The sequence below is a fragment of the Actinoallomurus purpureus genome (genome assembly GCF_024055795.1).
GTDB lineage: Bacteria > Actinomycetota > Actinomycetes > Streptosporangiales > Streptosporangiaceae > Actinoallomurus > Actinoallomurus purpureus.
The window spans coordinates 13941-32907 of sequence record NZ_JAMXMY010000039.1 but is presented as its reverse complement, the minus strand read 5'-3'; the positions used below and the strand labels follow the sequence as shown (position 1 = coordinate 32907).

32 protein-coding genes are annotated in these 18967 nt (G+C 69.5%); 18 read left to right on the top strand and 14 right to left on the bottom strand.

Annotation, left to right across the window (positions count from 1 at the left end; all coding sequences use genetic code 11):
* Nucleotides 1-56: 56 nt before the first annotated feature.
* Together NE236_RS44190 and NE236_RS42110 are read right to left on the bottom strand one after the other, a co-directional pair.
* Nucleotides 57-188, bottom strand: a complete 132-nt coding sequence (locus NE236_RS44190; protein ID WP_289851592.1) for a hypothetical protein — start codon at nucleotides 186-188, stop codon at nucleotides 57-59.
* A gap of 5 nt (nucleotides 189-193) precedes the next feature.
* Nucleotides 194-511, bottom strand: coding sequence for a hypothetical protein (locus tag NE236_RS42110; RefSeq protein ID WP_252847933.1), 318 nt, complete (start codon nucleotides 509-511; stop codon nucleotides 194-196).
* Between the two features lie 15 nt (nucleotides 512-526).
* Between NE236_RS42110 and NE236_RS42105 the strand changes: the two genes are divergently transcribed.
* The 5 genes from NE236_RS42105 (at nucleotide 527) to NE236_RS42085 (ending at nucleotide 3711) form a co-directional block, all read left to right on the top strand.
* Nucleotides 527-1030, top strand: coding sequence for a CHAP domain-containing protein (locus NE236_RS42105; RefSeq protein WP_252847932.1), 504 nt, complete (start codon nucleotides 527-529; stop codon nucleotides 1028-1030).
* Nucleotides 1015-1938, top strand: coding sequence for a glycoside hydrolase family 25 protein (locus NE236_RS42100; protein ID WP_252847931.1), 924 nt, complete (start codon nucleotides 1015-1017; stop codon nucleotides 1936-1938). The genes NE236_RS42105 and NE236_RS42100 overlap by 16 nt, the downstream gene beginning before the upstream one ends.
* The gene (locus NE236_RS42095; RefSeq protein WP_252847930.1) at nucleotides 1938-2366 is read left to right on the top strand and encodes a hypothetical protein; all 429 of its coding nucleotides are present in this window, start codon (nucleotides 1938-1940) and stop codon (nucleotides 2364-2366) included. The genes NE236_RS42100 and NE236_RS42095 overlap by 1 nt, the downstream gene beginning before the upstream one ends.
* 60 nt (nucleotides 2367-2426) lie before the next feature.
* Nucleotides 2427-3233 carry a hypothetical protein gene (locus NE236_RS42090; RefSeq protein ID WP_252847929.1) on the top strand — a complete coding sequence of 269 codons (807 nt, stop codon included), beginning with the start codon at nucleotides 2427-2429 and terminating at the stop codon, nucleotides 3231-3233.
* Nucleotides 3234-3318: 85 nt separating this feature from the next.
* The gene (locus tag NE236_RS42085) at nucleotides 3319-3711 is read left to right on the top strand and encodes a hypothetical protein (RefSeq protein ID WP_252847928.1); all 393 of its coding nucleotides are present in this window, start codon (nucleotides 3319-3321) and stop codon (nucleotides 3709-3711) included.
* 367 nt (nucleotides 3712-4078) lie between these two features.
* Here NE236_RS42085 and NE236_RS42080 read toward each other — a convergent pair whose 3' ends face one another.
* Both NE236_RS42080 and NE236_RS42075 read right to left on the bottom strand, forming a co-directional pair.
* Nucleotides 4079-4549, bottom strand: coding sequence for a ribbon-helix-helix domain-containing protein (locus tag NE236_RS42080; RefSeq protein ID WP_252847927.1), 471 nt, complete (start codon nucleotides 4547-4549; stop codon nucleotides 4079-4081).
* 10 nt (nucleotides 4550-4559) lie between these two features.
* A complete protein-coding gene (locus NE236_RS42075; protein ID WP_252847926.1) occupies nucleotides 4560-5270 on the bottom strand; it encodes a helix-turn-helix domain-containing protein in 711 nt (236 codons plus the stop codon).
* A 368-nt stretch (nucleotides 5271-5638) separates the two neighbouring features.
* Between NE236_RS42075 and NE236_RS42070 the strand changes: the two genes are divergently transcribed.
* The gene (locus tag NE236_RS42070; protein ID WP_252847925.1) at nucleotides 5639-5848 is read left to right on the top strand and encodes a hypothetical protein; all 210 of its coding nucleotides are present in this window, start codon (nucleotides 5639-5641) and stop codon (nucleotides 5846-5848) included.
* Nucleotides 5849-5888: 40 nt separating this feature from the next.
* A complete protein-coding gene (locus NE236_RS42065; RefSeq protein WP_252847924.1) occupies nucleotides 5889-6251 on the top strand; it encodes a hypothetical protein in 363 nt (120 codons plus the stop codon).
* 46 nt (nucleotides 6252-6297) lie between these two features.
* Here the strand turns inward: NE236_RS42065 and NE236_RS42060 are convergent, their stop codons facing one another.
* From NE236_RS42060 to NE236_RS42045, 4 genes are all read right to left on the bottom strand, one after another.
* Nucleotides 6298-6888 carry a DUF6245 family protein gene (locus NE236_RS42060; RefSeq protein ID WP_252847923.1) on the bottom strand — a complete coding sequence of 197 codons (591 nt, stop codon included), beginning with the start codon at nucleotides 6886-6888 and terminating at the stop codon, nucleotides 6298-6300.
* Nucleotides 6889-7036: 148 nt separating this feature from the next.
* The gene (locus NE236_RS42055) at nucleotides 7037-7798 is read right to left on the bottom strand and encodes a bifunctional DNA primase/polymerase (protein WP_372494533.1); all 762 of its coding nucleotides are present in this window, start codon (nucleotides 7796-7798) and stop codon (nucleotides 7037-7039) included.
* The gene (locus tag NE236_RS42050) at nucleotides 7795-8172 is read right to left on the bottom strand and encodes a hypothetical protein (protein ID WP_252847922.1); all 378 of its coding nucleotides are present in this window, start codon (nucleotides 8170-8172) and stop codon (nucleotides 7795-7797) included. Before NE236_RS42050 ends, NE236_RS42055 begins: the two co-directional genes overlap by 4 nt.
* Nucleotides 8173-8407: 235 nt before the next feature.
* Entirely contained in the window at nucleotides 8408-8956 is a 549-nt protein-coding gene (locus NE236_RS42045; protein ID WP_252847921.1) for a hypothetical protein, read from the bottom strand.
* 308 nt (nucleotides 8957-9264) lie between these two features.
* On the opposite strand from NE236_RS42045, the gene NE236_RS42040 reads away from it, so the two are divergent.
* Genes NE236_RS42040 through NE236_RS41990 form a run of 11 tightly spaced genes read left to right on the top strand, consistent with a single transcriptional unit; the run spans nucleotide 9265 to nucleotide 14405 of the window.
* Nucleotides 9265-9480 carry a DUF7167 family protein gene (locus NE236_RS42040; protein ID WP_252847920.1) on the top strand — a complete coding sequence of 72 codons (216 nt, stop codon included), beginning with the start codon at nucleotides 9265-9267 and terminating at the stop codon, nucleotides 9478-9480.
* A gap of 3 nt (nucleotides 9481-9483) precedes the next feature.
* A complete protein-coding gene (locus NE236_RS42035) occupies nucleotides 9484-10425 on the top strand; it encodes a tyrosine-type recombinase/integrase (protein WP_252847919.1) in 942 nt (313 codons plus the stop codon).
* A gap of 34 nt (nucleotides 10426-10459) precedes the next feature.
* A complete protein-coding gene (locus NE236_RS42030) occupies nucleotides 10460-11089 on the top strand; it encodes a hypothetical protein (protein ID WP_252847918.1) in 630 nt (209 codons plus the stop codon).
* Between the two features lie 39 nt (nucleotides 11090-11128).
* Nucleotides 11129-11524 carry a hypothetical protein gene (locus tag NE236_RS42025; RefSeq protein ID WP_252847917.1) on the top strand — a complete coding sequence of 132 codons (396 nt, stop codon included), beginning with the start codon at nucleotides 11129-11131 and terminating at the stop codon, nucleotides 11522-11524.
* On the top strand, nucleotides 11517-11783 hold the full coding sequence (locus NE236_RS42020; protein WP_252847916.1) for a hypothetical protein: 267 nt from the start codon (nucleotides 11517-11519) through the stop codon (nucleotides 11781-11783). Before NE236_RS42025 ends, NE236_RS42020 begins: the two co-directional genes overlap by 8 nt.
* On the top strand, nucleotides 11780-12052 hold the full coding sequence (locus NE236_RS42015; RefSeq protein WP_252847915.1) for a hypothetical protein: 273 nt from the start codon (nucleotides 11780-11782) through the stop codon (nucleotides 12050-12052). Before NE236_RS42020 ends, NE236_RS42015 begins: the two co-directional genes overlap by 4 nt.
* Nucleotides 12049-12381: a hypothetical protein gene (locus NE236_RS42010; protein ID WP_252847914.1), complete on the top strand. Its 333-nt coding sequence runs from the start codon at nucleotides 12049-12051 to the stop codon at nucleotides 12379-12381. The genes NE236_RS42015 and NE236_RS42010 overlap by 4 nt, the downstream gene beginning before the upstream one ends.
* Nucleotides 12378-13103: a metal-dependent hydrolase gene (locus tag NE236_RS42005; RefSeq protein WP_252847913.1), complete on the top strand. Its 726-nt coding sequence runs from the start codon at nucleotides 12378-12380 to the stop codon at nucleotides 13101-13103. Before NE236_RS42010 ends, NE236_RS42005 begins: the two co-directional genes overlap by 4 nt.
* A 3-nt stretch (nucleotides 13104-13106) precedes the next feature.
* Nucleotides 13107-13685: a hypothetical protein gene (locus tag NE236_RS42000; protein WP_252847912.1), complete on the top strand. Its 579-nt coding sequence runs from the start codon at nucleotides 13107-13109 to the stop codon at nucleotides 13683-13685.
* 3 nt (nucleotides 13686-13688) lie between these two features.
* The gene (locus tag NE236_RS41995) at nucleotides 13689-14069 is read left to right on the top strand and encodes a hypothetical protein (protein WP_252847911.1); all 381 of its coding nucleotides are present in this window, start codon (nucleotides 13689-13691) and stop codon (nucleotides 14067-14069) included.
* Nucleotides 14070-14114: 45 nt separating this feature from the next.
* Complete coding sequence (locus NE236_RS41990; protein ID WP_252847910.1) at nucleotides 14115-14405, top strand: hypothetical protein; 291 nt, start codon at nucleotides 14115-14117, stop codon at nucleotides 14403-14405.
* A gap of 56 nt (nucleotides 14406-14461) precedes the next feature.
* Here NE236_RS41990 and NE236_RS41985 read toward each other — a convergent pair whose 3' ends face one another.
* The 6 genes from NE236_RS41985 to NE236_RS41960 all read right to left on the bottom strand — a co-directional run bounded on the left by NE236_RS41985 (nucleotide 14462) and on the right by NE236_RS41960 (nucleotide 18966).
* Nucleotides 14462-15196, bottom strand: coding sequence for a hypothetical protein (locus NE236_RS41985; protein ID WP_252847909.1), 735 nt, complete (start codon nucleotides 15194-15196; stop codon nucleotides 14462-14464).
* A 59-nt stretch (nucleotides 15197-15255) separates the two neighbouring features.
* Nucleotides 15256-16086, bottom strand: coding sequence for a ParA family protein (locus tag NE236_RS41980; RefSeq protein WP_252847908.1), 831 nt, complete (start codon nucleotides 16084-16086; stop codon nucleotides 15256-15258).
* Nucleotides 16087-16662: 576 nt separating this feature from the next.
* Nucleotides 16663-17205: a nucleoside triphosphate pyrophosphohydrolase family protein gene (locus NE236_RS41975; protein ID WP_252847907.1), complete on the bottom strand. Its 543-nt coding sequence runs from the start codon at nucleotides 17203-17205 to the stop codon at nucleotides 16663-16665.
* A 45-nt stretch (nucleotides 17206-17250) separates the two neighbouring features.
* Complete coding sequence (locus NE236_RS41970) at nucleotides 17251-17796, bottom strand: single-stranded DNA-binding protein (RefSeq protein ID WP_252847906.1); 546 nt, start codon at nucleotides 17794-17796, stop codon at nucleotides 17251-17253.
* Nucleotides 17796-18425, bottom strand: coding sequence for an HNH endonuclease (locus NE236_RS41965; protein WP_252847905.1), 630 nt, complete (start codon nucleotides 18423-18425; stop codon nucleotides 17796-17798). Before NE236_RS41965 ends, NE236_RS41970 begins: the two co-directional genes overlap by 1 nt.
* Before the next feature lies 1 nt (nucleotide 18426).
* Nucleotides 18427-18966, bottom strand: coding sequence for a 3'-5' exoribonuclease domain-containing protein (locus tag NE236_RS41960; protein ID WP_252847904.1), 540 nt, complete (start codon nucleotides 18964-18966; stop codon nucleotides 18427-18429).
* Between the last annotated feature and the right edge of the window lies 1 nt (nucleotide 18967).

Here is an 18967-nt window from a genome sequence, read left to right as displayed (position 1 = left end):
GCAGTCGTCGCCACGGTCCTCGGCGCGATCATCCTCGGCGCGATGAAGGGAACAGGTCATTGACCGGCAGACAGATCGCCCACGACGCCGGGATCGTCGGCACCATCACCGCCATCGTCCTCGGCGCCGGCCTGGCCGCCTGGGCGGTCGGCGACGTTGTCCACGAACGCGACCAGCTGCGCGCCCAAGCCGCTCAGCCTGCCCCGCAGCCGACGGTCACCGTGACAGCCACCGCGGCGAAGGCGACCCCGGCCCCGGCATCTTCACCACGGCCGTCGCGTACGGCGTCGGAGCGTGCGGCCGTCGCAGCCGCGCCCGCAGGCCGGGCGGCCCCGGGCGGGAACGGCGGCCGTACGGCGAAGAGCCCAAGGCCCCGCGGCGGCAGCTCGAGCACGGCCCCACGGCCGGCACCCGCCCCATCGACGTCGGCGCCCGCAGTCCGGCCTGCCAGTTGCGACGGCGCGGTGTCCATTCGGCTGCCGCTCGGGGTGCTCCCTCGGTGCGGCATCACGATCGGAGGATCCAGGTGAGCGTTCGGGAAGACTTCGTCGCCGCAGCGCTGGCCGAGCGCGGCCCGTGCGTGCACGCCGACGGCACCACGAAGTACGGGGACTGGTTCGGCAAGCTCGTCGGCGACTCCGCGTACGCCAAGGGCGACTTCTGCGCGATGGGCCTGCTGTGGACCGCCAACCAGGTCGGCCAGCTCGACACGCTCGGCGGCGTCCACCGCGAGTGGGCGTGGGTGCCGTCCTGGTGGAAGCACTGGCAGGACATCGGCCGGTCGACGAGCAAGCCGGCGCGCGGCCGGATCGTGTTCTTCGACTTCAACCACACGGACTCCCCGGAGCACGTCGGCGCCTGCCTTCAGGACAACGGCGACGGCACGATCGAGACGATCGAGTACAACACCCTCGGTGGCCAGTGCGCGATCCGCACCAGGAACCGCTCCGACGTGCTCGGCTTCGGCGACCCGGCGTGGCCTGCCAGCCCGGCCCCGGTGGCCGCCGATGACTCGTGCTGGATCGCCTGATGCTGAGCGGCGTCGACATCTCGAGCTACCAGTCCGCGATCCCGGCCGGGCAGGGCTTCGTGGTCCTGAAGGCCACCGAGGGCATCACCATCAACGACTCGCGCTTCGCGGCCTGGTGGAAATCCCTCGATGGGAAGCTCCGCGGGGCGTACCACTTCGCGCACCCCTCCAACGATCCGGTCATCGAAGCCGACCACTTCCTGAGCGTCGTGGCCGGCCGTCTGCTGCCCGGTGACGTCCTGGTCCTGGATCACGAGACGCGCGGGCCGAGCCCGCCTCATGACGCGTCGTGGGCGCGGCTGTGGCTTCAGCGCGTGGAGGCGAAGACCGGGATCCGGCCGATCGTCTACACGTTCCTGTCGTTCGCGCAGGAGGGCCGGTGCGCGGGCCTGGGCGGCTATCCGCTGTGGATCGCCGACCCGTCCCGGCCGGCCGGGCGGCCGCGGGTGCCGGGCCCGTGGAAGACGTGGGCCCTGCATCAGTACAGCGAGACCGGCGGCATCGACCGCGACGTGTTCAACGGAGACGCCGCCGCCTGGCGTGCGCTCGGACAACCACAGCAGCAGGAGGAAGACATGCCGTTCGCAGGACAGATCCCGGCCGGGAAGGGCGAGCAGGTCAACGTCTCGTTCCCGAAGGGCTTCCCGAAGGCCGCCGGATTCGTATACGACAACTCCCTCGAGCTGGCGGACGTCATCAAGGCGGAACCGCAGGCGGAGATCCGGTACGCGTTCCATCACGCGTCCGGGTCGTGGCAGACCGGCACGGTGAAGGTCGGCAGCGCGGACGGCGGGAAGGACCACTCGCCGAAGCAGGTCGTGTCGCTGACCAACGCCTCCGATGTCGACTACGCGAGCTTCACGCGCCTCGACGACGGCACTCGGCCGGTCGGCTGGGACATGAGCTGATGCAGCACCACACCGTCGAACAGCTCGACAAGGGACCACGCGCCGGGAAGTACGTCTACGCGGGCGGGAACCGGCGCGTGGGGCGGTACGTCGAGTGCTGCAACGAAGCGTGGCTGGAAGTCATGCAGACGCCCGCCGAGCAGCGCGACAACTCGCCCGCCTGGGAGCGGATCGGTCATGAGACGGCGGAGGACGCTTACGCGCACATGAGGCAGGTTCTGCTCGGCGAGCTGCGTCTCGACGGCCGCTCCTCCAACTGGTCTGGGTGCCGCGCGCCGGTCGGCGATGGCCGCTGCGACGTTCCGACGAAGGGATTCGCGGAGATCCGGTCGTTCCCTTTCCTCGAGCCGCTGTGCGATGAGCACCGCACCCGCAATGTCGTCGAGGCCATATGGAAAGGCCCCGGCGACTGGTACGGCTCGCTCTGACCACCGCCCCCATCTCCTCGGCCCCGCCAGCGCGCGGGGCTCTCGCATTTCTGGAGCCAGATGAGCATCACGTTCCGCGGTGGCCGCCGGCCGCCACACCCGGAGGACGCCCGGCCGCGGCTGCATCTCGGGTCGTTCCTCACCGGGACGTACCCGAAGCCGCCGACGAAGGTCGACTACGTCAGCGCGGTCGATGAGTGGCCGATGTACGGCAACGACCAGTGGGGCGACTGCGTGTGGGCGATGATCGGCCACACCATCGAGGCGGCCACCGCGTACGGGCAGGGCCGCACGGTGAAGGTCTCCGAGGCCGACGTACTGCGCGGCTACAGCGACGTCACGGGCTTCGACCCGGCTGACCCGTCCACCGACCAGGGCACCGTCATTCAGGACGCCCTGGACTACTGGCGGCGGACCGGTGTCGGCGGGCACAAGATCCTGGCGTTCGCGCAGGTCGACATCCACGACGCGGCTGAGGTTGACGCGGCGCTGTGGCTGTTCGGGCACCTGCAGCTCGGCATCAACTTCCCCGCCGTGGCGATGGACCAGTTCGACGCCGGGCAGCCGTGGGACGTCGTGACGAACGACGGCGGGATCGAGGGCGGCCACGCCATCGACCTCGGGTACGTCCTCGGCGACCCGCCGCAGCTCGTCGGCCGGGCCGCGAACGGGAACTACCGGATCATCACGTGGGGCCGCGTGCAGGAGATGACGCCGGCGTTCTGGGATCGCTACGTCGAAGAGGCCTGGGTCGTCATCACGCCGGAGTGGTACGACGCGCAGGGCCACAACCCGGAAGGGATCGACGCGGCAGCGCTCGGTGAGGCGTTCACCGAGCTGACCGGCGAAACGTGGCCCGCGATCTGAAGGCCTGGCTCGCCGCGAAGGGCCTGTGACCTGCGCGTCCGCGTAGGCGCTTCCTCTTTTCCCACCTCGAATGAGGGGACCATCCATGCAGAATTTCATCCTGCGGTACGCCGCCGCGATCACCGGCGCCATCTCCACGTTCCTCCAGGTGCTCGTCGCGTACGGCCTGCATCTGTCCGACGGTCAGGTCGGCGTGATCAACGCGATCGTCGCGGCCGCGTTCGGCCTCGCCACGGCGGCGCTCGTCGCCCAGGATCGGCTGCTGCCCGCGATCCTGGCGTTCGCCCAGGCCGCGTTCGACCTCCTCATCGCGTTCGGACTGCACCTGACCGATCAGCAGGTGAGCACGGCGCTGGCGCTGCTCGCGGCGATCGCCACGCCGCTGATCGCGGCCTTCACGCACACACAGGTGCATGCCGCGGTCAACGCACACGGCCAGCGGGTGCCGAAGCGGGGGTTGTTCCGCCTCGCCGCCTGACCATGCTCACGACCATGCGAGCTAGCAAGCTCACGAGCATGGTGTAGGAGGAACCTCCGGAGGTAGCCTGGCGCTGCCACCCGGGGCGGCTTCGGCCGTGGGTCCCGGGAATGCCCCGCCTCGCCGGTAGGACCGGTAAGGCGGGGCGTTTCTCTGTACGCTGGCCGCAGGCTTCGATGTCATCGCCCCGCAGGGGTCGCAACAGACCGGTTTCCTCCTCGGATGCCGTTCAGGAGCATTACTCATCGCCCTTTGAGGGTCTGTGTCCAAGCGAACGCCGCCCGCTCTCCATCCGGAGGGCGGGCGGTTTCGTGCTGTCCGGGACGTGCCGTCGCATCGGTAGGGCGGGGCGTTCTGCTGTCTGGGGTCAGGCCAGGGCCTCGGTCAGCAGGCGGCGGATCGCGGCGGCGCGGGACTCGCCCTCATGGCGAGCGGCGTCGACCTTCGCGGTCAGGTCCTCGCCGAGGCGGAGGTTCGTGGGCGGGCCGACCTCGGGGCGGCCGGGGCCCTTCTCTTCCTCGATCTCGCCGAGGTACTTCTCGATGACGTCGTAGTCCTTGTTGACCATCAGCCAGTCGCGGGCGCGCTCGTCGCTGACGTACCCGTAGATGTCCTTGGAGCCCTCCCATTGGGACCAGGAGTTCAGGATCCACCGGCCGCCCGCGGTGCGGAGCAGCATCTGGTGGCCGTACTGGCCGACGTTGTGGACGCTGACCATGTTGTTGCCGTCCCACTCGGTGTCTTCCTCGAACTTCTCGGCCTTGTCGAGGTCGAAGTGGCCGACGACGGTGGTCTCGCCGCTGTACTCGTCGGTCTCGCTGATGACGATGCGCTTCATGTCGTTCCTCTCAGATGGTGATGGTGATGACCCAGCGGCCAGCGTCGTCCTTGTGGGCCTGGACCTTGCCGGCGGCGGCCCATCGCTGGACGGTGCGGACCGAGACGCCGAGCGCGGCGGCGGCCTCGCGGGTGGTGATCTCGGTGCCCTCCGGCTCGGGCAGCAGGGCGTCGATCTCAGCGACACGGGCGAGGAGCCGCTCACGCTCGGCCAGAAGCGCATCGACGTCGACGGCCTGGTCGACGATCTCGTAGGAGTTTTCGCTTTCGACGGACAGTGCGGAGCGGGGCAGGTCGCGGATTTCCACGATCGCGTCGTCGCCAGCGTCGATGTTCGGGTAGCGCATCGACCCGCCTGAGCTGGGCAGGGTGCCTTCGACGAGGACGACGTTCGCGGCGAAGCGGACGGGCATGTCGCGGCCGGGGCGTTCGGCGATGCGACGGCCGGCGAACTCGACGTGGTTGTCCCACTTGCTGCCTTCGTGGTCGACGAGCTTGACGCGGACGGTGACGAGGTCGCCTTCGGGGGCGCGTCCGTCGGTGCCGTAGATCTCGCGGGCGAGGGCGGCGACGCGGTCTTCGTCGCGAGCATCGAAGTGCCACGCCTTGCGCCCGCCGTCCCACCGGCCGCCGATGGCCTTGGCTTTCGCGGGCACGGCGGGGTTGTAGGGGCTGGTCAGGTAGGTGCGGCCTTCGGTGGTCTCGATCTTCACGTCGCCCATCGGTGGCTCCATCACTCGATTTCCGATACCGCTTATTCAAGCACACTCACGGGATAAGCGGTATCGGAAATCCCTGGGATGGCCGGATCCTGCCACCGGACTGCCACCATGCCGCCGGGCGCTACCCTGCTTCACGTGCTCCCCGCGCATGCGGGGATGATCCGTAGCTGTTCTCCGGCGGACAGTCGGCCCCGCTCCGGCGGGGATCCCCACACCAGTGGGGTGAACCGGCGCCAGCGGGCTATCTCCAAGGAGAAGCGCCGCTCTCCCCACCCACGTGGGGGAACGAAAGCCCCGCCCATCACCGGGCGGGGCTTCGTCGTTACTCTGTTCGAACCGTGAAGGCTCAGGAGACGCACGCTCCCGTCGTGCGCATCCGCGCAACCGGCCGGCACGTCTTCCTCCTCGCCTGGGCGCGCGACAAACGCGGCACCTGGCACGCCCACGTCGCATGGCTCACCCGCGAATACGTCCTCTGGCGTGGGGTCGACGTCTGGATGCGCGCCGCCGACCTCGAGCCCGTCCCCGGCGAGAACTACCGCCAGGTCCCCCGCCGCATCGAAGAACCGGACTTCTGACCCCCTTCACACCAGCGACCCCAGAGGCCACCATGTCGGGATGAAGGGCAGGCTCATCCTCGAAATCCCCGACGCCGACGAAGAAACCCGCCAACACGCCTACGAGGCCCTCCAAGACGCCGGCCTGCAAGTCCTCACGTCCTGGATCCAAACCCCCAGCTCGAAGAAGAGCGTCGAGCAATTCATCGCCGACGCCGCGGCACCGATCGTCGAAGCCAGCATGCGGAGGTTCCGCGCCTCGGTGGCCTGGCCGTTCATGGTGATGTCCGCGCTGATCGGCGTGCTGCTGTACGCCCACCGCACCGCGGACGCGATATCGATCCTCTTCGGCGAGGCGGCCGCGTGCGCCCTGATCATCCTCCGCGACTACTACGGGCCGCACCGCCGACACCAGCGCGAATGAACGCGCTGGCATCGCAGCGCAAGGGACGTGGACGCGGCTTAGAGGGCTACTCGGTGCCGTGGTGGCCGAAGGCGGCGAGCATGGCTGCCAGGTCGCCAGCGGCGTCCTTGAGGGAGGTCAGCCGGGCGACGGCGGTGTTGAGGTAGTCGATGGTCTCGGTGATGTTCTGGCCTAGGGTGGCGAAGCGCGGGTCGCCCGGGTCGGTGACGGTCGTGGCCTGCAGCAGGATGACCAGCGCCCAGGCGATGTCAGCGGCCGCGTTCCCGGTCGGCCCGAGGTCTGCCTTGCGCGTCCAGGCCCTCAGCGGCTCGGCGATCTGGGAGGCCTGCCAGTGCAGCATGCCGGTCACGCCGGGGCCGGCCGCGCCGGAAGCTTTGATCACCTGGTTGCGGGCCAGGGTCATCTCCCTGGCACCGGCGCCCTTGGCGAGCATGTGCCCCTCGGCGAGCATCCCCGCGCCGATCGCGGCGCCGTACAGTGCGTTGGCCAAGACGGCGGCCAGGACGTGCTCGCCACCAGCGGCTTCGGCCTGGGCGGCGAGCTCGGTGTCGGTGGGCGGTTTGGCATAGGCGCCCAGCGCGGCAAGCGCGGCCGAGATCGACGCGGCCGTCGGGGCGGGAGGAACCGAAGAAGACATGGCGTTCACCGTAGGGCGCGCGGGAACCGGCGATGTCCAACTTCACCTCACCGCAACCCGCAGACGCTCCGGACGGGGCGCACCGGGTCCGAACAGCGGTCGGCCCCGCGCCGTAGGCGACGCGGAGCCGGTGCAATGGGATCGCGGGTCAGTCCGTGGCGACCTCGGTGTTCCCGCCGGGCAGGTGGTACGCGGTGAGCCAGGCGCGGACCGCCGCCAGCTCGAACGTGGGGCTGGTGTCGGTTCCGCCGGTCGGGGCGGGGAAGTCGGGATGGCGGCGCCGCCAGTTGGCGACGGCGGCCCGGCCCACTCCGGCCATGGCCCCGATCAGCGCGAGGTTGATCGGGTCGGGGTCGACGGGCAGGGCCAGGACGGCGCTGATCCAGTCCGGGAGCGGCGCGATCGCCGCGTCCCGGGTGACCTCGTAGGCGCGGCCGTCGACGAGCGAGCCGGGCCCGACGACGTAGCCGCCACGTCCGCCTCGGCCGGGGCCGCGGGTGTCGACCCCTTCGCCGAGCGGGGTCGTGCCGCCCGAGGTGGACCCGATGACCACGCCCGCTGGCGCGGTGAAGTACAGGTGGCTTCCGCCGGACGGCGTGCCGACGGTGAAGGTGTCGGGCCACGGCTCGCCACGGGCGGCACATGCGGCGGCGAGGCTGTCGGCTCCGCGTACGCGGGTGCGGTGCCCGGACCCGGGCACGTCCAGGTCCAGCACCACCACGCCGGACCGCCAGCAGCCCACCCCGATGTTGGCGGCGGGCGGCCAGTTGGCGCGGATCCGGCCGGTGTCGGCGGTCGCATCCTGAGCCCAGCCGCGCGGGGCCGGCGCCTTGCCGCCGGCGGGCAGGGGGAAGACGGCCAGGCCGCGCGCGGCGACCGGGATCGGGTCCGGAACGTACGGGCCGGTCATCGGTCGCAGGTGCAGTCGTAGCCGGTGCGGGTGTCGCCACCGCACTCGGGACACTCGGCCTCGGCCGCCTCCAGCTCGGCGCGCTCGTCCGGGTGCATGTACTCCCGGTGCCGCCAGCCCGTGCAGGAGTGGTTGTAGCAGCCGCACCCGGGGCACTCGGGGCAGACCATGCCCACGGTCCAGCCGCACTTCTCGCACAGCAACTGGTTGCCGGGGTCGGTGACGAAGGCCTCCGCCTCCTCGTAGGACTCCCCGTCGGCGTCCATCCGCTCGCGGATGGCCAGCTCGGTCTCCCGGGCGGCGGTGTAGGGGATGTCCTCAGTCTTCGCGCGGGTGCGGGCGGCGCGGGTCAGGGCTCGGGTGTCGCTGGGCATGGTGTCTCGTCTCTGGCGAGGGGCGGCCCACGCGCTCCTCACCGACGGCTCGCATGCCAGATGAGAGAGAAGGGCGCTGAGTCTGGGACGTCTTTTCCATCGCGGTCCCCGCGCGGCGTGGGCCTGGCGGAGACTCCGGATCGGCTGGCGCTCAGCCGGTGCACCGGACTGTACAACAGGCCGCCGACAATCGGTGCTCGACTGCCGTAAGGCTGCCTTGCGCTCATCTTGCTACCTACTGTGCGACGTCGTTCGCGAGGTCGCTTCTGGCCCACCGCTCGTGCGCGGACTGGCGGCTGATTCCGGCAGCGGTGCCGATGTCGGCCCAGGAACGGCCGTCGCGGCGGGCGGCGCGGACGGCCGCGTCGAGGCGGGCCTGGGCGGCGCGGACGTCGTCGGCGGCTCTGCGGACGTCGGCAATCGTTTCTGGCTCCAGGTCCTGGTCCTTCCATTCGCGCCAGACTGCGTCTTCGACCTCCTGTGGCGCGTCGCCGTGCCGGCTCGGGTCGGGATCGTAGATCCGATACTCGGCCGGGTCGTGGGCGGCGGGGTCATCCACGCGCTGCCATAGGGACCCGCGCCATCCGCACTCGCAGACGCCCCGCCAGCCGATCGCCTGGCGGCCATCCAGCACGCCGGCGTCGCCTGCGGTGTGGAACCGGCCATCGGGGCCGGGCCGCTCCACCATCGCGCCGTCAGCCGTCGAGCCAACGGAGAACCAGCCGCCCGGGAACTCGGCGGCGATCCACATCTCGTGCTTGCCGTCATCGGTCTGCCAACTCACTGCGCTCGCTCCGTTCACGTGTCAGGGTTTCTTGACATGCAAGACTGCCAGGGAATCCTGACGCCGTCAAGGGAAATCCTATGGATACCGTCAGGCATCCCTGACGTTGGGGAAGGAAGTGGGAATTCTGCCACTTTCCGTGATCACCCTTACGATCCCTCCGCTTGCATTACAGAGCGTGATGACGAATACAGATTGTTACATTCCAGGTCAGAACGCCGTTCGGATTTCGAGGGGTTCGTGTCAGCGTAGACACACACGATAATGCACGTTATCGTGTGGGATACCGAGACCCCCGGGAGGCGACCATGAGTGCCGCGACCGAACCGACCGTCAAGCTCAACGTCGGCCTTCAGGTTGGCTACATCGCGAACAGCACTCGCGAGTACGAGATCGACACCGAGATCCCCCGCTCCGAGTGGGATGCCATGAGCGAAGAGGAGCGCGAGAAGGTTCTCGATGAATACGCCCAGGGCGCGATCGACGACACCGTGAGCGCTTGGGCCAACCCGATTGAGGACTGACGCGTGACCGAGTCCCGCGAGCTTCAGCCGATCGACGGCACCCTGGCACCCGCCGGGGTGCCCATCGACGCACTCCGCCAACTCGTCACCGCATGGATCCTCGCCACCGGCCGCGCCAAGTCCAAACACACCCGCCGCGCCTACGCCCGCGACATCACCCAATGGTTCGCCTGGCTCGACGAATGCGGCGTCGGCCCGTTCGAGGCCTACCAGGCACACGTCGACGGATGGTCCGAGTCGATGCTCACCATCGACCTCTCCCCCGCCACGATCGCCCGCAAGATCTCCTGCGTGGGCTCCTTCTACCGGTACGCGATCCGGCAAGGCAAGAACTACGGCATCACCGCCACCGTCAACCCTGCCGCCGAAGTCGAACGCCCGTACGTCGACCGCGACCACTCCGAGACTGCGGGGCTCACCGCCGACCAAGCCCGCGACATGATCCGCGCCGCCGACGCTGACAGGAAACGCACCGCCGTCATCGTCCGCCTCATGCTCGAAGTCGGCTTCCGCGCTTCCGACGTCGACCGCGCCCGCATCGAAGATCTCGGCGAAGACCGAGGCCACCGCACCCTGACCGTCACCCGCAAAGGCGGACGCCGCCAGCGGATGGCTCTACCGGTCGGTGTCGCCCGCGCCATCGACGAGCTCATCGGCGACCGCACCGAAGGGCCAATCGTCACGACCCGCACCGGCCAGCCCATGGCGCACTCGGAGGTGTTCCGCACCGTCCGGCGCATCGGAGAGAAGGTTGGTGTGAAGGTCACCCCGCACGGGCTCCGGCACACCTGCGCGACGCTCGCCCTCGACGCGGGCGCGCCGCTGCGCGACGTCCAGGACCTCCTCGGGCACGCCGACCCGCGCACCACCCGCCGCTACGACCGGGCCCGAGAGAACCTCGACCGGTCCGCCTCGTACAAGGTCGCCGCCTACCTCGGCGTGTGATCCGCCCCGAAGAACTCGCACCCGAGGAGACCGAATGACGACCGCTCACCAGGAAGCCGCTGCGTCCGCCGTACTCGACTTCGCAAGCGACCCGGCCGGGGCCAGGGCGATGCGGACCTACATCGCCGGACTCAAAGCCGGGCAATGGCCGGCCGCCTACGTCAACGCGATCGGGCAAGACTCACTCCTCGACAGCAGCCGCTGGCCGATGGAGCAGATGTACGCCTTCGCAAGGGTGCACAGCATGCTCATGGCCGGCGAGATCAGCCAGGTCCAAATCAGCACCGCAGGGCAGCCGGCCGCCGATGAGAACCGCAGCGAGAACCAACGCCGCCTCGACGACCTCCTGGGCCCGTTCGTCGCGACCGTCGATCCCGGCCAGGGAACCGATGTGATCGGTGACGGGTGGCTGGAATGGACCGAGCCGATCCAGGTGGAGCAGTCCATGGGTGTTCCGTACATCGATCTCGCCACTGGAGAGGAGGCGCCACTGCTGAAGGTCGCGACGGCCCCGCCTGGGCGGGTTCCGCTGGAGATCGGTACGACGCATGCGAGCAAGACGTTCGAGCACCTGATGCGCATGCGGGGTGTCGCCCGGTGGCCGTACGGTTCGGATCGCATCCGGCTGTTCGTCCGGACTCGTGCTCGCCGGAGCCTTACGTGACCCCCCGCCCCGAAGACCTCGCCCGATCGGAGACCGCCGATGCCTGACCAGTCCGATCTCGTCCGCAAGATGAGCCTCGCCTCGATGGAAGCCGCCCGCACGGCAGCCGGGAAGGTCATCGGCGATGCAATCGCCGCCGCACACCCTGACCTGCCTCCGCTGGCCTGGAGTGCCGGTGGCGGGTTCTCCAACGACCCGACATGGAACACCACCGGGTATGCCGCCACGGACTACGACGACGCGGAGACCCGGCGGATCGTGGCGTTGTATGCGAAGGCGCTGGGCGGTAGCGAACCGCGTGAAGTGGAGCGGGGGATCCCCGGGGAGCCGGGCGCCGAGCTGGAGACGACGGCGACGTTCGAGGGGATCGAGGTCACGGTCTGGGGCGTGCTCCTGGACGCCTCACTGGCCGGAACGGAAACGAGCGATGGCTGACCCGATCCCTGTGCTGCCTTACCCGCACGCTCGCAACGACTGCGGGTTCTGCCGCGAACGCGATGCTGACGTCGAGCTGACGGGCGAGCATGCCGCGCCGGCCGGGAAGCCCCCGCGTCGGTTCTGCCAGCGTTGCCTCGGGGTCTTCCTGGTCAGCAGGGCGGGGCTTCGAGACGTGCCGGAGGTCGAGGATCCGTTCACCGTCTCGTTCAAGCTGCTGCCGCCCGACCTCCGCGCCCGAACGGAGACGAGCGGATGAGACCCGTCATGACGTGGCGGGAGCTCCCCGGCCAGTCGATCAATAACCCGCTCGGCTGCGAGACGCCTGCCTGGGTTCTCAACGTCGTCTCGGTGACCGAGCCCGACAGCGACGACATGATCACCATCTCGGCGGTTGAGGGTGAGGTGACCGTCTGGAAAGAGATGAACTGGTACGGGCTGTGGCGCTCCCCCGACCTGGCCGACTTCGACGAGACGTTGCTCGTCGAGGAGTTGCATCGAATCAACGGAACGGAGACGACCGGATGAGTTACGGCCCCATGGGTACGACCGACCGTCTGTGCGACTGGCCGTCCTGCCCTGATCTCTACGACGCGCTTGCCGTCATGGAAGGGAAGGCCAGTGCGCCCGGGTGGCGGATGCATCCGACGTTCGGCCTGGACATGTGCGGCCGTCATGTCCCCCTGACGTTAGGAGATGACCCGTCCGGCGGAGGACCGCACTGCCCCGCCCTCGACCGGGAGACGCTCTCCGGGGTGCGCTCCTGCGGGAGTGCGCTGACGGTGGGGCAGAGCACGCTCGGGCAGATCAAGGACGCCTACCGGGTGCACCTCATCGAAGTGGCGGTCGCGGCATGATGGGTCCGACGCACGCCCTGTCGGCGGCCGGCGTGTTCCTCGCTGTGAGCTTCCCGATCTCGCATTACGTGCATCACCTCGGTCCGCTCCCGGCCGCCGTCGGCACGATCGTCGCCGCGGGGGCCGGGCTGCTGCCGGACCTCGACCATCCGTCGGCCTCCCCCGCCCGGGCGTTCGGGCCGATCTCTCAGACCGCCGCTCGGATCGTCTGCGCGGTGTCCGGTGGGCACCGGCACGCTACCCATTCCCTGGTTGGCTTGGCGGTGTTCACCGCCGGTGCGGTGGCCGCGTCGTTCAATGTCTGGGCGCTCACCGTGCTCATCTGGCTGTGCATGGGTCTCGGTGTCCGTGCGCTGTGGCGGCGCCCGCCGAACCGGCCGAACGGCCGGCTGGACTACCGGGATGTCGCGGGCCTGGTCCACGCGGCCGTCGCGTTCTTCATCGCCTTCCGGTTGACGCACGCCGGGATCGATCTGTGGGTCGTGCCGGTCGCCGTCGGCGTCGGCTACTTCGTGCACCTGGCGGGCGACAGCATGACCGAGTCGGGCGTGAACTGGCTGTGGCCGGATCGGCGACGGTTCCGCATCGCTTCCATCGACACCGGCAAGTCTGTGGAACGCTGGGTCGTCGTACCAGCGCTTTACGTGGGGATCGCGGCGGTCGTGTACGTCACGCACGGCACGTGGGTGCCCGCTCTCCTTCACACCATCAAACCGGAGTGACCCATGGATCACATAGACGAGGAGGCGGGCCAGGCGGCTGCGCTGGCCGAGCAGGACGCGCGGTTCGCGCCGGTCCGGGATCTTCTCGGCGGTGGCCGGGAAGTCTCGACCGCCGGCCAGCTCGCCGCGGTGACGACTGCGCTGCCGGCTGAGACGCCGGTGCACATCGACACGGCCCTGCTGTCCGAGCACGGCGTTGAGCCGGCGGAGGGGTGGGTGCCGCGGATCGCCGCGCGCTCCGACTTCGAGGTGCGGGGCGATGAGGCGGTTCCGGCCGTCGAGCTCAGCGTGTGCCTCGTCCCTGGCGCCGGTGCGCCGCTGCCGGAGAAGACGTGGCCGGTCGATCCGTATGAGCGGGCCCTGCATCAGCTGGCGGAGGCGAATCTGCGTGGGTTCTTCGCCGCTGCCCGCCAGGTCCTCGAGGGCCTGGCGGGTGATCTCGGCGAGGCGTCCGGCTACCTGCGTAGCGGGGGCGACGTGCACGCCGAGGTCCTCCAGGAGTCGGAGGCGCTGCGGGCGGTCGCCGGGCGGCTGGCCACCCTGGCGGGGCGGGCGGTCGCGGACGCTGAGAGCGAGGACTGACCCATGACGCTCGATGCGTTCCTGCACGAACAGCTCAACCGGGGCATCGACACTGGCGTGTTCGATCGGCTGGAGCACGGCGACCAGACGGCGGCGCTTCTCGTCGACGCGGCCACGGTCCTCGTCCGGGCGGGGTTGACGCTCGCCGTCCGCTCCCCCACGACGGTGACGTCCGGCAGCTGGTCGCCGACCGGGGTCGGTATGGAGATCACCGACGTGGACGGTCGGCGGGCGGTGATGGTGGCGTGGGGAATGTCGGACGCCGCGGACTATCGCACGGTCGACATCATGCTCGGGGCGGTCGCGGAGGTGCTGCGGGTGCACGGGTTCGCGGTGGAGCGGCACCCGGCGGCGCTGTCGTACATCATCGTCGGCCGCGCTTGAGAACCCAGGGACCGTGCCGGATGGCGGTGTGGGACGCTGCCCGCCATGGAACCGCCACAGATCCGCATCAGCCGGTACGAGCACTCCGTCGCGATCAAATGGGACGACGATCCGAACTGGTACCGGTTCGAACCGGACGACATGAAGTACCTCGAGTCTGAGAAGCGCCACCGCGTCGGGCCTGGCCCCGGTGAGTGGGAGCCTGACGATGAGTGGATCGATCCGTTCCAGGACCCACGGCCAGACATCCGTCGGTGGACGGAGCCGATGCGGCAGCATCTCCGGGAGGCGCTGAGCATGCTCGACAACGCGGAGCAGCATCCCTGGTCCGGGTGACGCCGAGTACAGCGAAGCCCCCGCCGTTCGTGGCGGGGGCCTCGCTGCTGTCGGGGCTACTCCCCCACGTTCTCCAGTGCCGCGAGCAGCTGGCGCAGTTCGTCCGCGAGCTCTTGCCGCGCGGCCGGGTCGGCGGCGCGGAGCCGGTCGACCCGAATGCGGCGGATCACGGCCCGGAACTTCTCGACCTGCTCCCCCGGTGACGGTAGCTCGGCCGGCGCCGGTCCTGGGATGGCAGGCTTCACTTTCCCGGCGAGGAACGCGCGGACGCGTTCAACGGTCTTCTTCTCGTTGAACTCCCCATCGGGAAGAGCACCGACGGCGTCTTCGACGAGTTTTGCTGTGACCTTCACGCCGTCGGTCTCTACGATCGTCCGGTACACGGTCTCCATCGCGTCGAAGCCGTGCTTGTCCGCGTACGGCTTCAAGGCCCGCGCCTGCCGCTCGTTGATGTCCCCCATGGGGGACAGTCTCTCGCCGACCTGCCACAACTCGATCCGCCGGTACGCCACCGTCCGGGACATGCCCCCCCACCGGGCCTCAAGGTATGCCTCGAGCGACGGGTAGTCCCGCCGGTGCAGATGCCCTTTGACGATGCCCGCCAGCGCCTTGCCTTCCTCCCAGAACGCTTCGCGGTGCCGCTCGAAGACTGCCTCGTACGCCTCGAGGCGTTTCTGTTCCGCGTCGGTGAGGGTGTCGTCGTCGGTCTCCGGGTCCTGCGGATCGGGTATCCGCAGAGCGGGAACCACCCGACCGGTCACGGCTTGCACCTCTGGCGGCTGGAACTTCACGGGAACCGCGGCCGGGTCCGGCTCACGCGTCTTGCGGAGCTTCGCCCCGCCCTCCTTCGTCAGGCGGCTGCCGGCCACAGCGACCTCCTCGTGAGCAGGTGGTCCAGGAGCTCGCCGTACTTGCCGATGAGGATCTTAGCCTCGCGCCCAGGCGCCGACGTGATCGGCACGCAGGCGAGGCGGGCCTCCTCCCGGATGGCGTACTCGGTGATCTGAACGTCGAGGACCTCTCCGGGGTAGGTGTCGGCCAGCGCGGCGTCGACCTCGTCGTGGACACCGCGGCGTTCGCTGTCCTTGGGGACGATGCTGCGGATGATTCCCGTGTACCCGAGACCGGGGTTCATGCCCTGACGGATGAGCCTGATCGATCGCCGGGCCTGTTCAACGCCGATGAACCCGTCCGTCGTGAGAGTCGCGGGGATCAGTACGGTCGTCGCTGCGGCCAGCAGGGTCGTGATGAGCTTCCCGCCGGGGCGAGGCGGCAGATCAAAAAACCATATGTCGATTTCGGGAGCTCCGAGGATCGCGCGGGCGAGCCGGGTCTCGATCGGCGCCGGGTCGGACTCCCGGTGCGCGAGGTTCCGCTCGGCCGGGATGACGCGGATGTTCGACGGCCATGCCTTCCCGGCCGGCTGGAGGACGTCTTGGACGACCTCGGCCGGGTCCGGTGGGTCGCCCTTCGCCGGGATGACCAGAAGATCATTGAGGGTGAGGGTGTCGTCGTTGACCTCGACGCCGAGTTCTGCGGTGGCGGTCGCGCGGGGGTCTCCGTCGACGACGCCGACGTTGAGTCCGCGTTCGGCGGCGACGGCCGCGAGGCCGTCGGTGTCGCTGGTCTTCCCGACGCCGCCTTTCTCGGAGTACTGCGCGCTGCCTATGGGTTGCGCCATCGGCTACCTTCCTTCGTGGTGACTGAGTCGGCGCCGCCCCGTGCGTGGTGGTGTGGGGCGGCGCCTGTCACCGTAGCCGGGCGCGGGCCGCGTGTCTCGCAGTGGGCATGCGAACGCCCCGCCACCGGGTCGCGGTGACGGGGCGCTCCGGGCGGGGTCAGGACACCGTCAGGATGAACTGCTGGCCGTTCGCCAGATCGACGAGGATCTCCGGCTTGTCGAGCAGGACGCCTGCGTCCTTGACGCCGTCCATGGCCTTGATGGTCTCGGCGAGCTGATCGCAGAACTCCTCGCGCCGCCGCGCGTCGGCCTTGGGCTTGCAGGTGGGGCACAGCTGCGGGTGGCCGCCGAACAGGTGCTCGCCGCAGAAGTAGCCGCCGCAGCCGTGCTCGTCGCCGCCTGGCGTCTCGCCGCATAGGTGGCCGAGGCCGCGGTCGATCTCCGTGGTGCAGCCTTCGGTGTTACAGGTGTCGGGGACGTCGTAGCCGGCTTCGATCTACTCACCGCGCCGGTAGACGGTGTAGCGCGCGTATCCCATGGTTCTCTCCGGGGTGGTCGTGGTGGTGTCGTGGTGGGTCAGGCGGTGGCTGGCGCGGGGTCGCGCCAGCCGCGGGTGGAGATGACGTAGGCCTTGTGCCGGATCGCCTCGTCGAGGTCGATGTTCAGGACCTTCGCGGTGGCGTACGCGACGTTGAGGACGACGGCGATCCGGGTGACGAGCAGGCTCGTGCTCGGGACCGGACGGTCGTACGCCTCGACGACCTGCGCGGCGGCGCGGAAGACCGCGCGGACCTGGCGGCCGTCGTCGTAGGTGGCGGGGTTCCCCAGGGAGTCCCGCGCGTTCGCGAGGGCGTCCGGGGCGATGTCGAGAACCAGTGCGGCGACGTGGGCGGTGAGGACGACGTCGGCGAGTTCCATCCGGACGTCGTCCCAGGGGCCGCGGCGGCGTGCCATGCCGGCCCAGCGCCGGTAGGCGCCGACGAACTCGCCGGCTTCCTCGGCGAGGCAGAAGATCTGCTGGTGGGGGAGTTGGTCGGCGGGGAAGTTGGCGGCGAGGTGGGTGACGACGCGATCGGCGAAGGCGGCCGGGCTCGCTGCGTCGACGGTGGCGTGTTCCATGGTGGTCTCCAGGTGTCGTATCGGAGTGGCTCGGCGGGAGGGTCCTTAGAACGGGGGGTCGTCGGAGAAGCCGCCCTGCTGGCCGCCGCTGTTGGTGGCCCAGGGGTCATCGGCCGTGGCACCGCCTCCGCTGCCCTGGCCGCCCGGTCCGCTCCGGCCGTTGCCGAAGCCGTCCTGGCCCTGCCCGCCGTACGGGTTGCGCTGTCCGCCACCGCCGCCCTGGCGCTGGCTCTTGTTCACCTTGGCGGTGGCGTTCTTCAGGGACGGGCCGACGTCGTCGGCCTCGACCTCGAAGACGGTGCGCTTCTCGCCCTCACGGGTCTCGTACGACCGCTGCTTCAGGCGGCCCTGGACGATGACCCGCATGCCGCGCTGGAGGCTCTCGGCGACGTTCTCCGCCGCCTGCCGCCAGACGTTGCAGGTGAGGAAGAGGCTCTCGCCGTCCTTCCACTCACCGGACTGCTGGTCACGGTACCGGGGGGTGGAAGCGACGCGGAAGGTCGCGACGGCCTGGCCGTTGGGGGTGAAGCGCAGTTCAGGGTCGGCGACGAGGTTGCCGACGATCGTCAATTGGACATCTCCTGCTGCCATTAGGCTGCCTTTCCGGTTCTCTTCGGGCGGCGCCTGGTGATGGGGCCGCCGACGTGCTTCCACTTGAGGCCGAGGACGATATGACGTAGCGACGTCACCTTGATTCCGTACTCAGCGGCGAGGGCCTTCGCGTCTCCGCCCGCGGCGTACCGCTCGCGAAGTTCGATGACCTGGTCTTCGGTGAGCCTGGCTGCAGACCGTTCGCTGCCGACCGGGAAGTGCCCGCGGGCCCACCCGTCGGCGATGTTCTCTTTTCGGGTGCCGTAGTAGATGTGCAACGGGTTCACGCAGGGCGGGTTGTCGCAGCGGTGGCAAGCTTCCTTGCCCTCCGGGGTCGGATAGCCGAGTTCGAGCTCGAGCGCGAAGGCGTGCGCGGACACAGCCCGTCCGTTCTCGGCGATGAACATGCCGTGACCGGAGGCCCTCCGGGCGCCCTGCCATTCCCAGCATCGCGGGGTCTTCTTGACCTTCGCCCAGAAGCGTTCCTCCACTGTGGGCGGCGGTCGCTCCTCCTTCGGCGTGGACTTCCACCAGCGGAGGTAGTGGCGGTTGCACATCTTCCGCTTCTCGGCCGGCCTGTCGCAGCCCTCGGACACGCAGATCGTGATCTGGGTGTCGCCTGCCGCCATGTCAGGCCGCCTTCCGTTCGTGGTCCGCGAGGAACTCCGCCATGACCTTGATGTGGCGGGCATCGGCGAGAGCGTTGTGGACACCGCTCTCCTGCTCGGGCATCTGTGGCTCGCCGAGCCGGAGGTGCTCTTGCCGGACGTCGTTCGTCCACATCGGGATCCCGGTCGGCAGGTCACTCATCGGCCCGTACAGCCAGGCCAAGCAGACGTGGTCGTAGGCGGAGTACCAGCCCCACAGCTCAACGCTCGGCGTGTCCACGATGAAGCGGTGGACCTCGGCGGCGATCTGGTCGATGTGCTTCACGTCCGGGTGGGTTCGGTCGAGGAACGGCTTCCGGAACGGGCGGATCCCGTCGTGCTTGACGATCGGGAGCGACGGGACGACGTTCGCGCGCAACCAGTCGTGCCGCATGATCCGGCTCCAGGGCATGTCCGCGTTGACGGCGTAGTACTCGCGGCCGTCCTCGCGCACGAGTGCGACGGAGATCGGGGCGATCGTCTCGCCGTCCTCCAAGAACTCCCAGTCCATGTAGATCCTCATG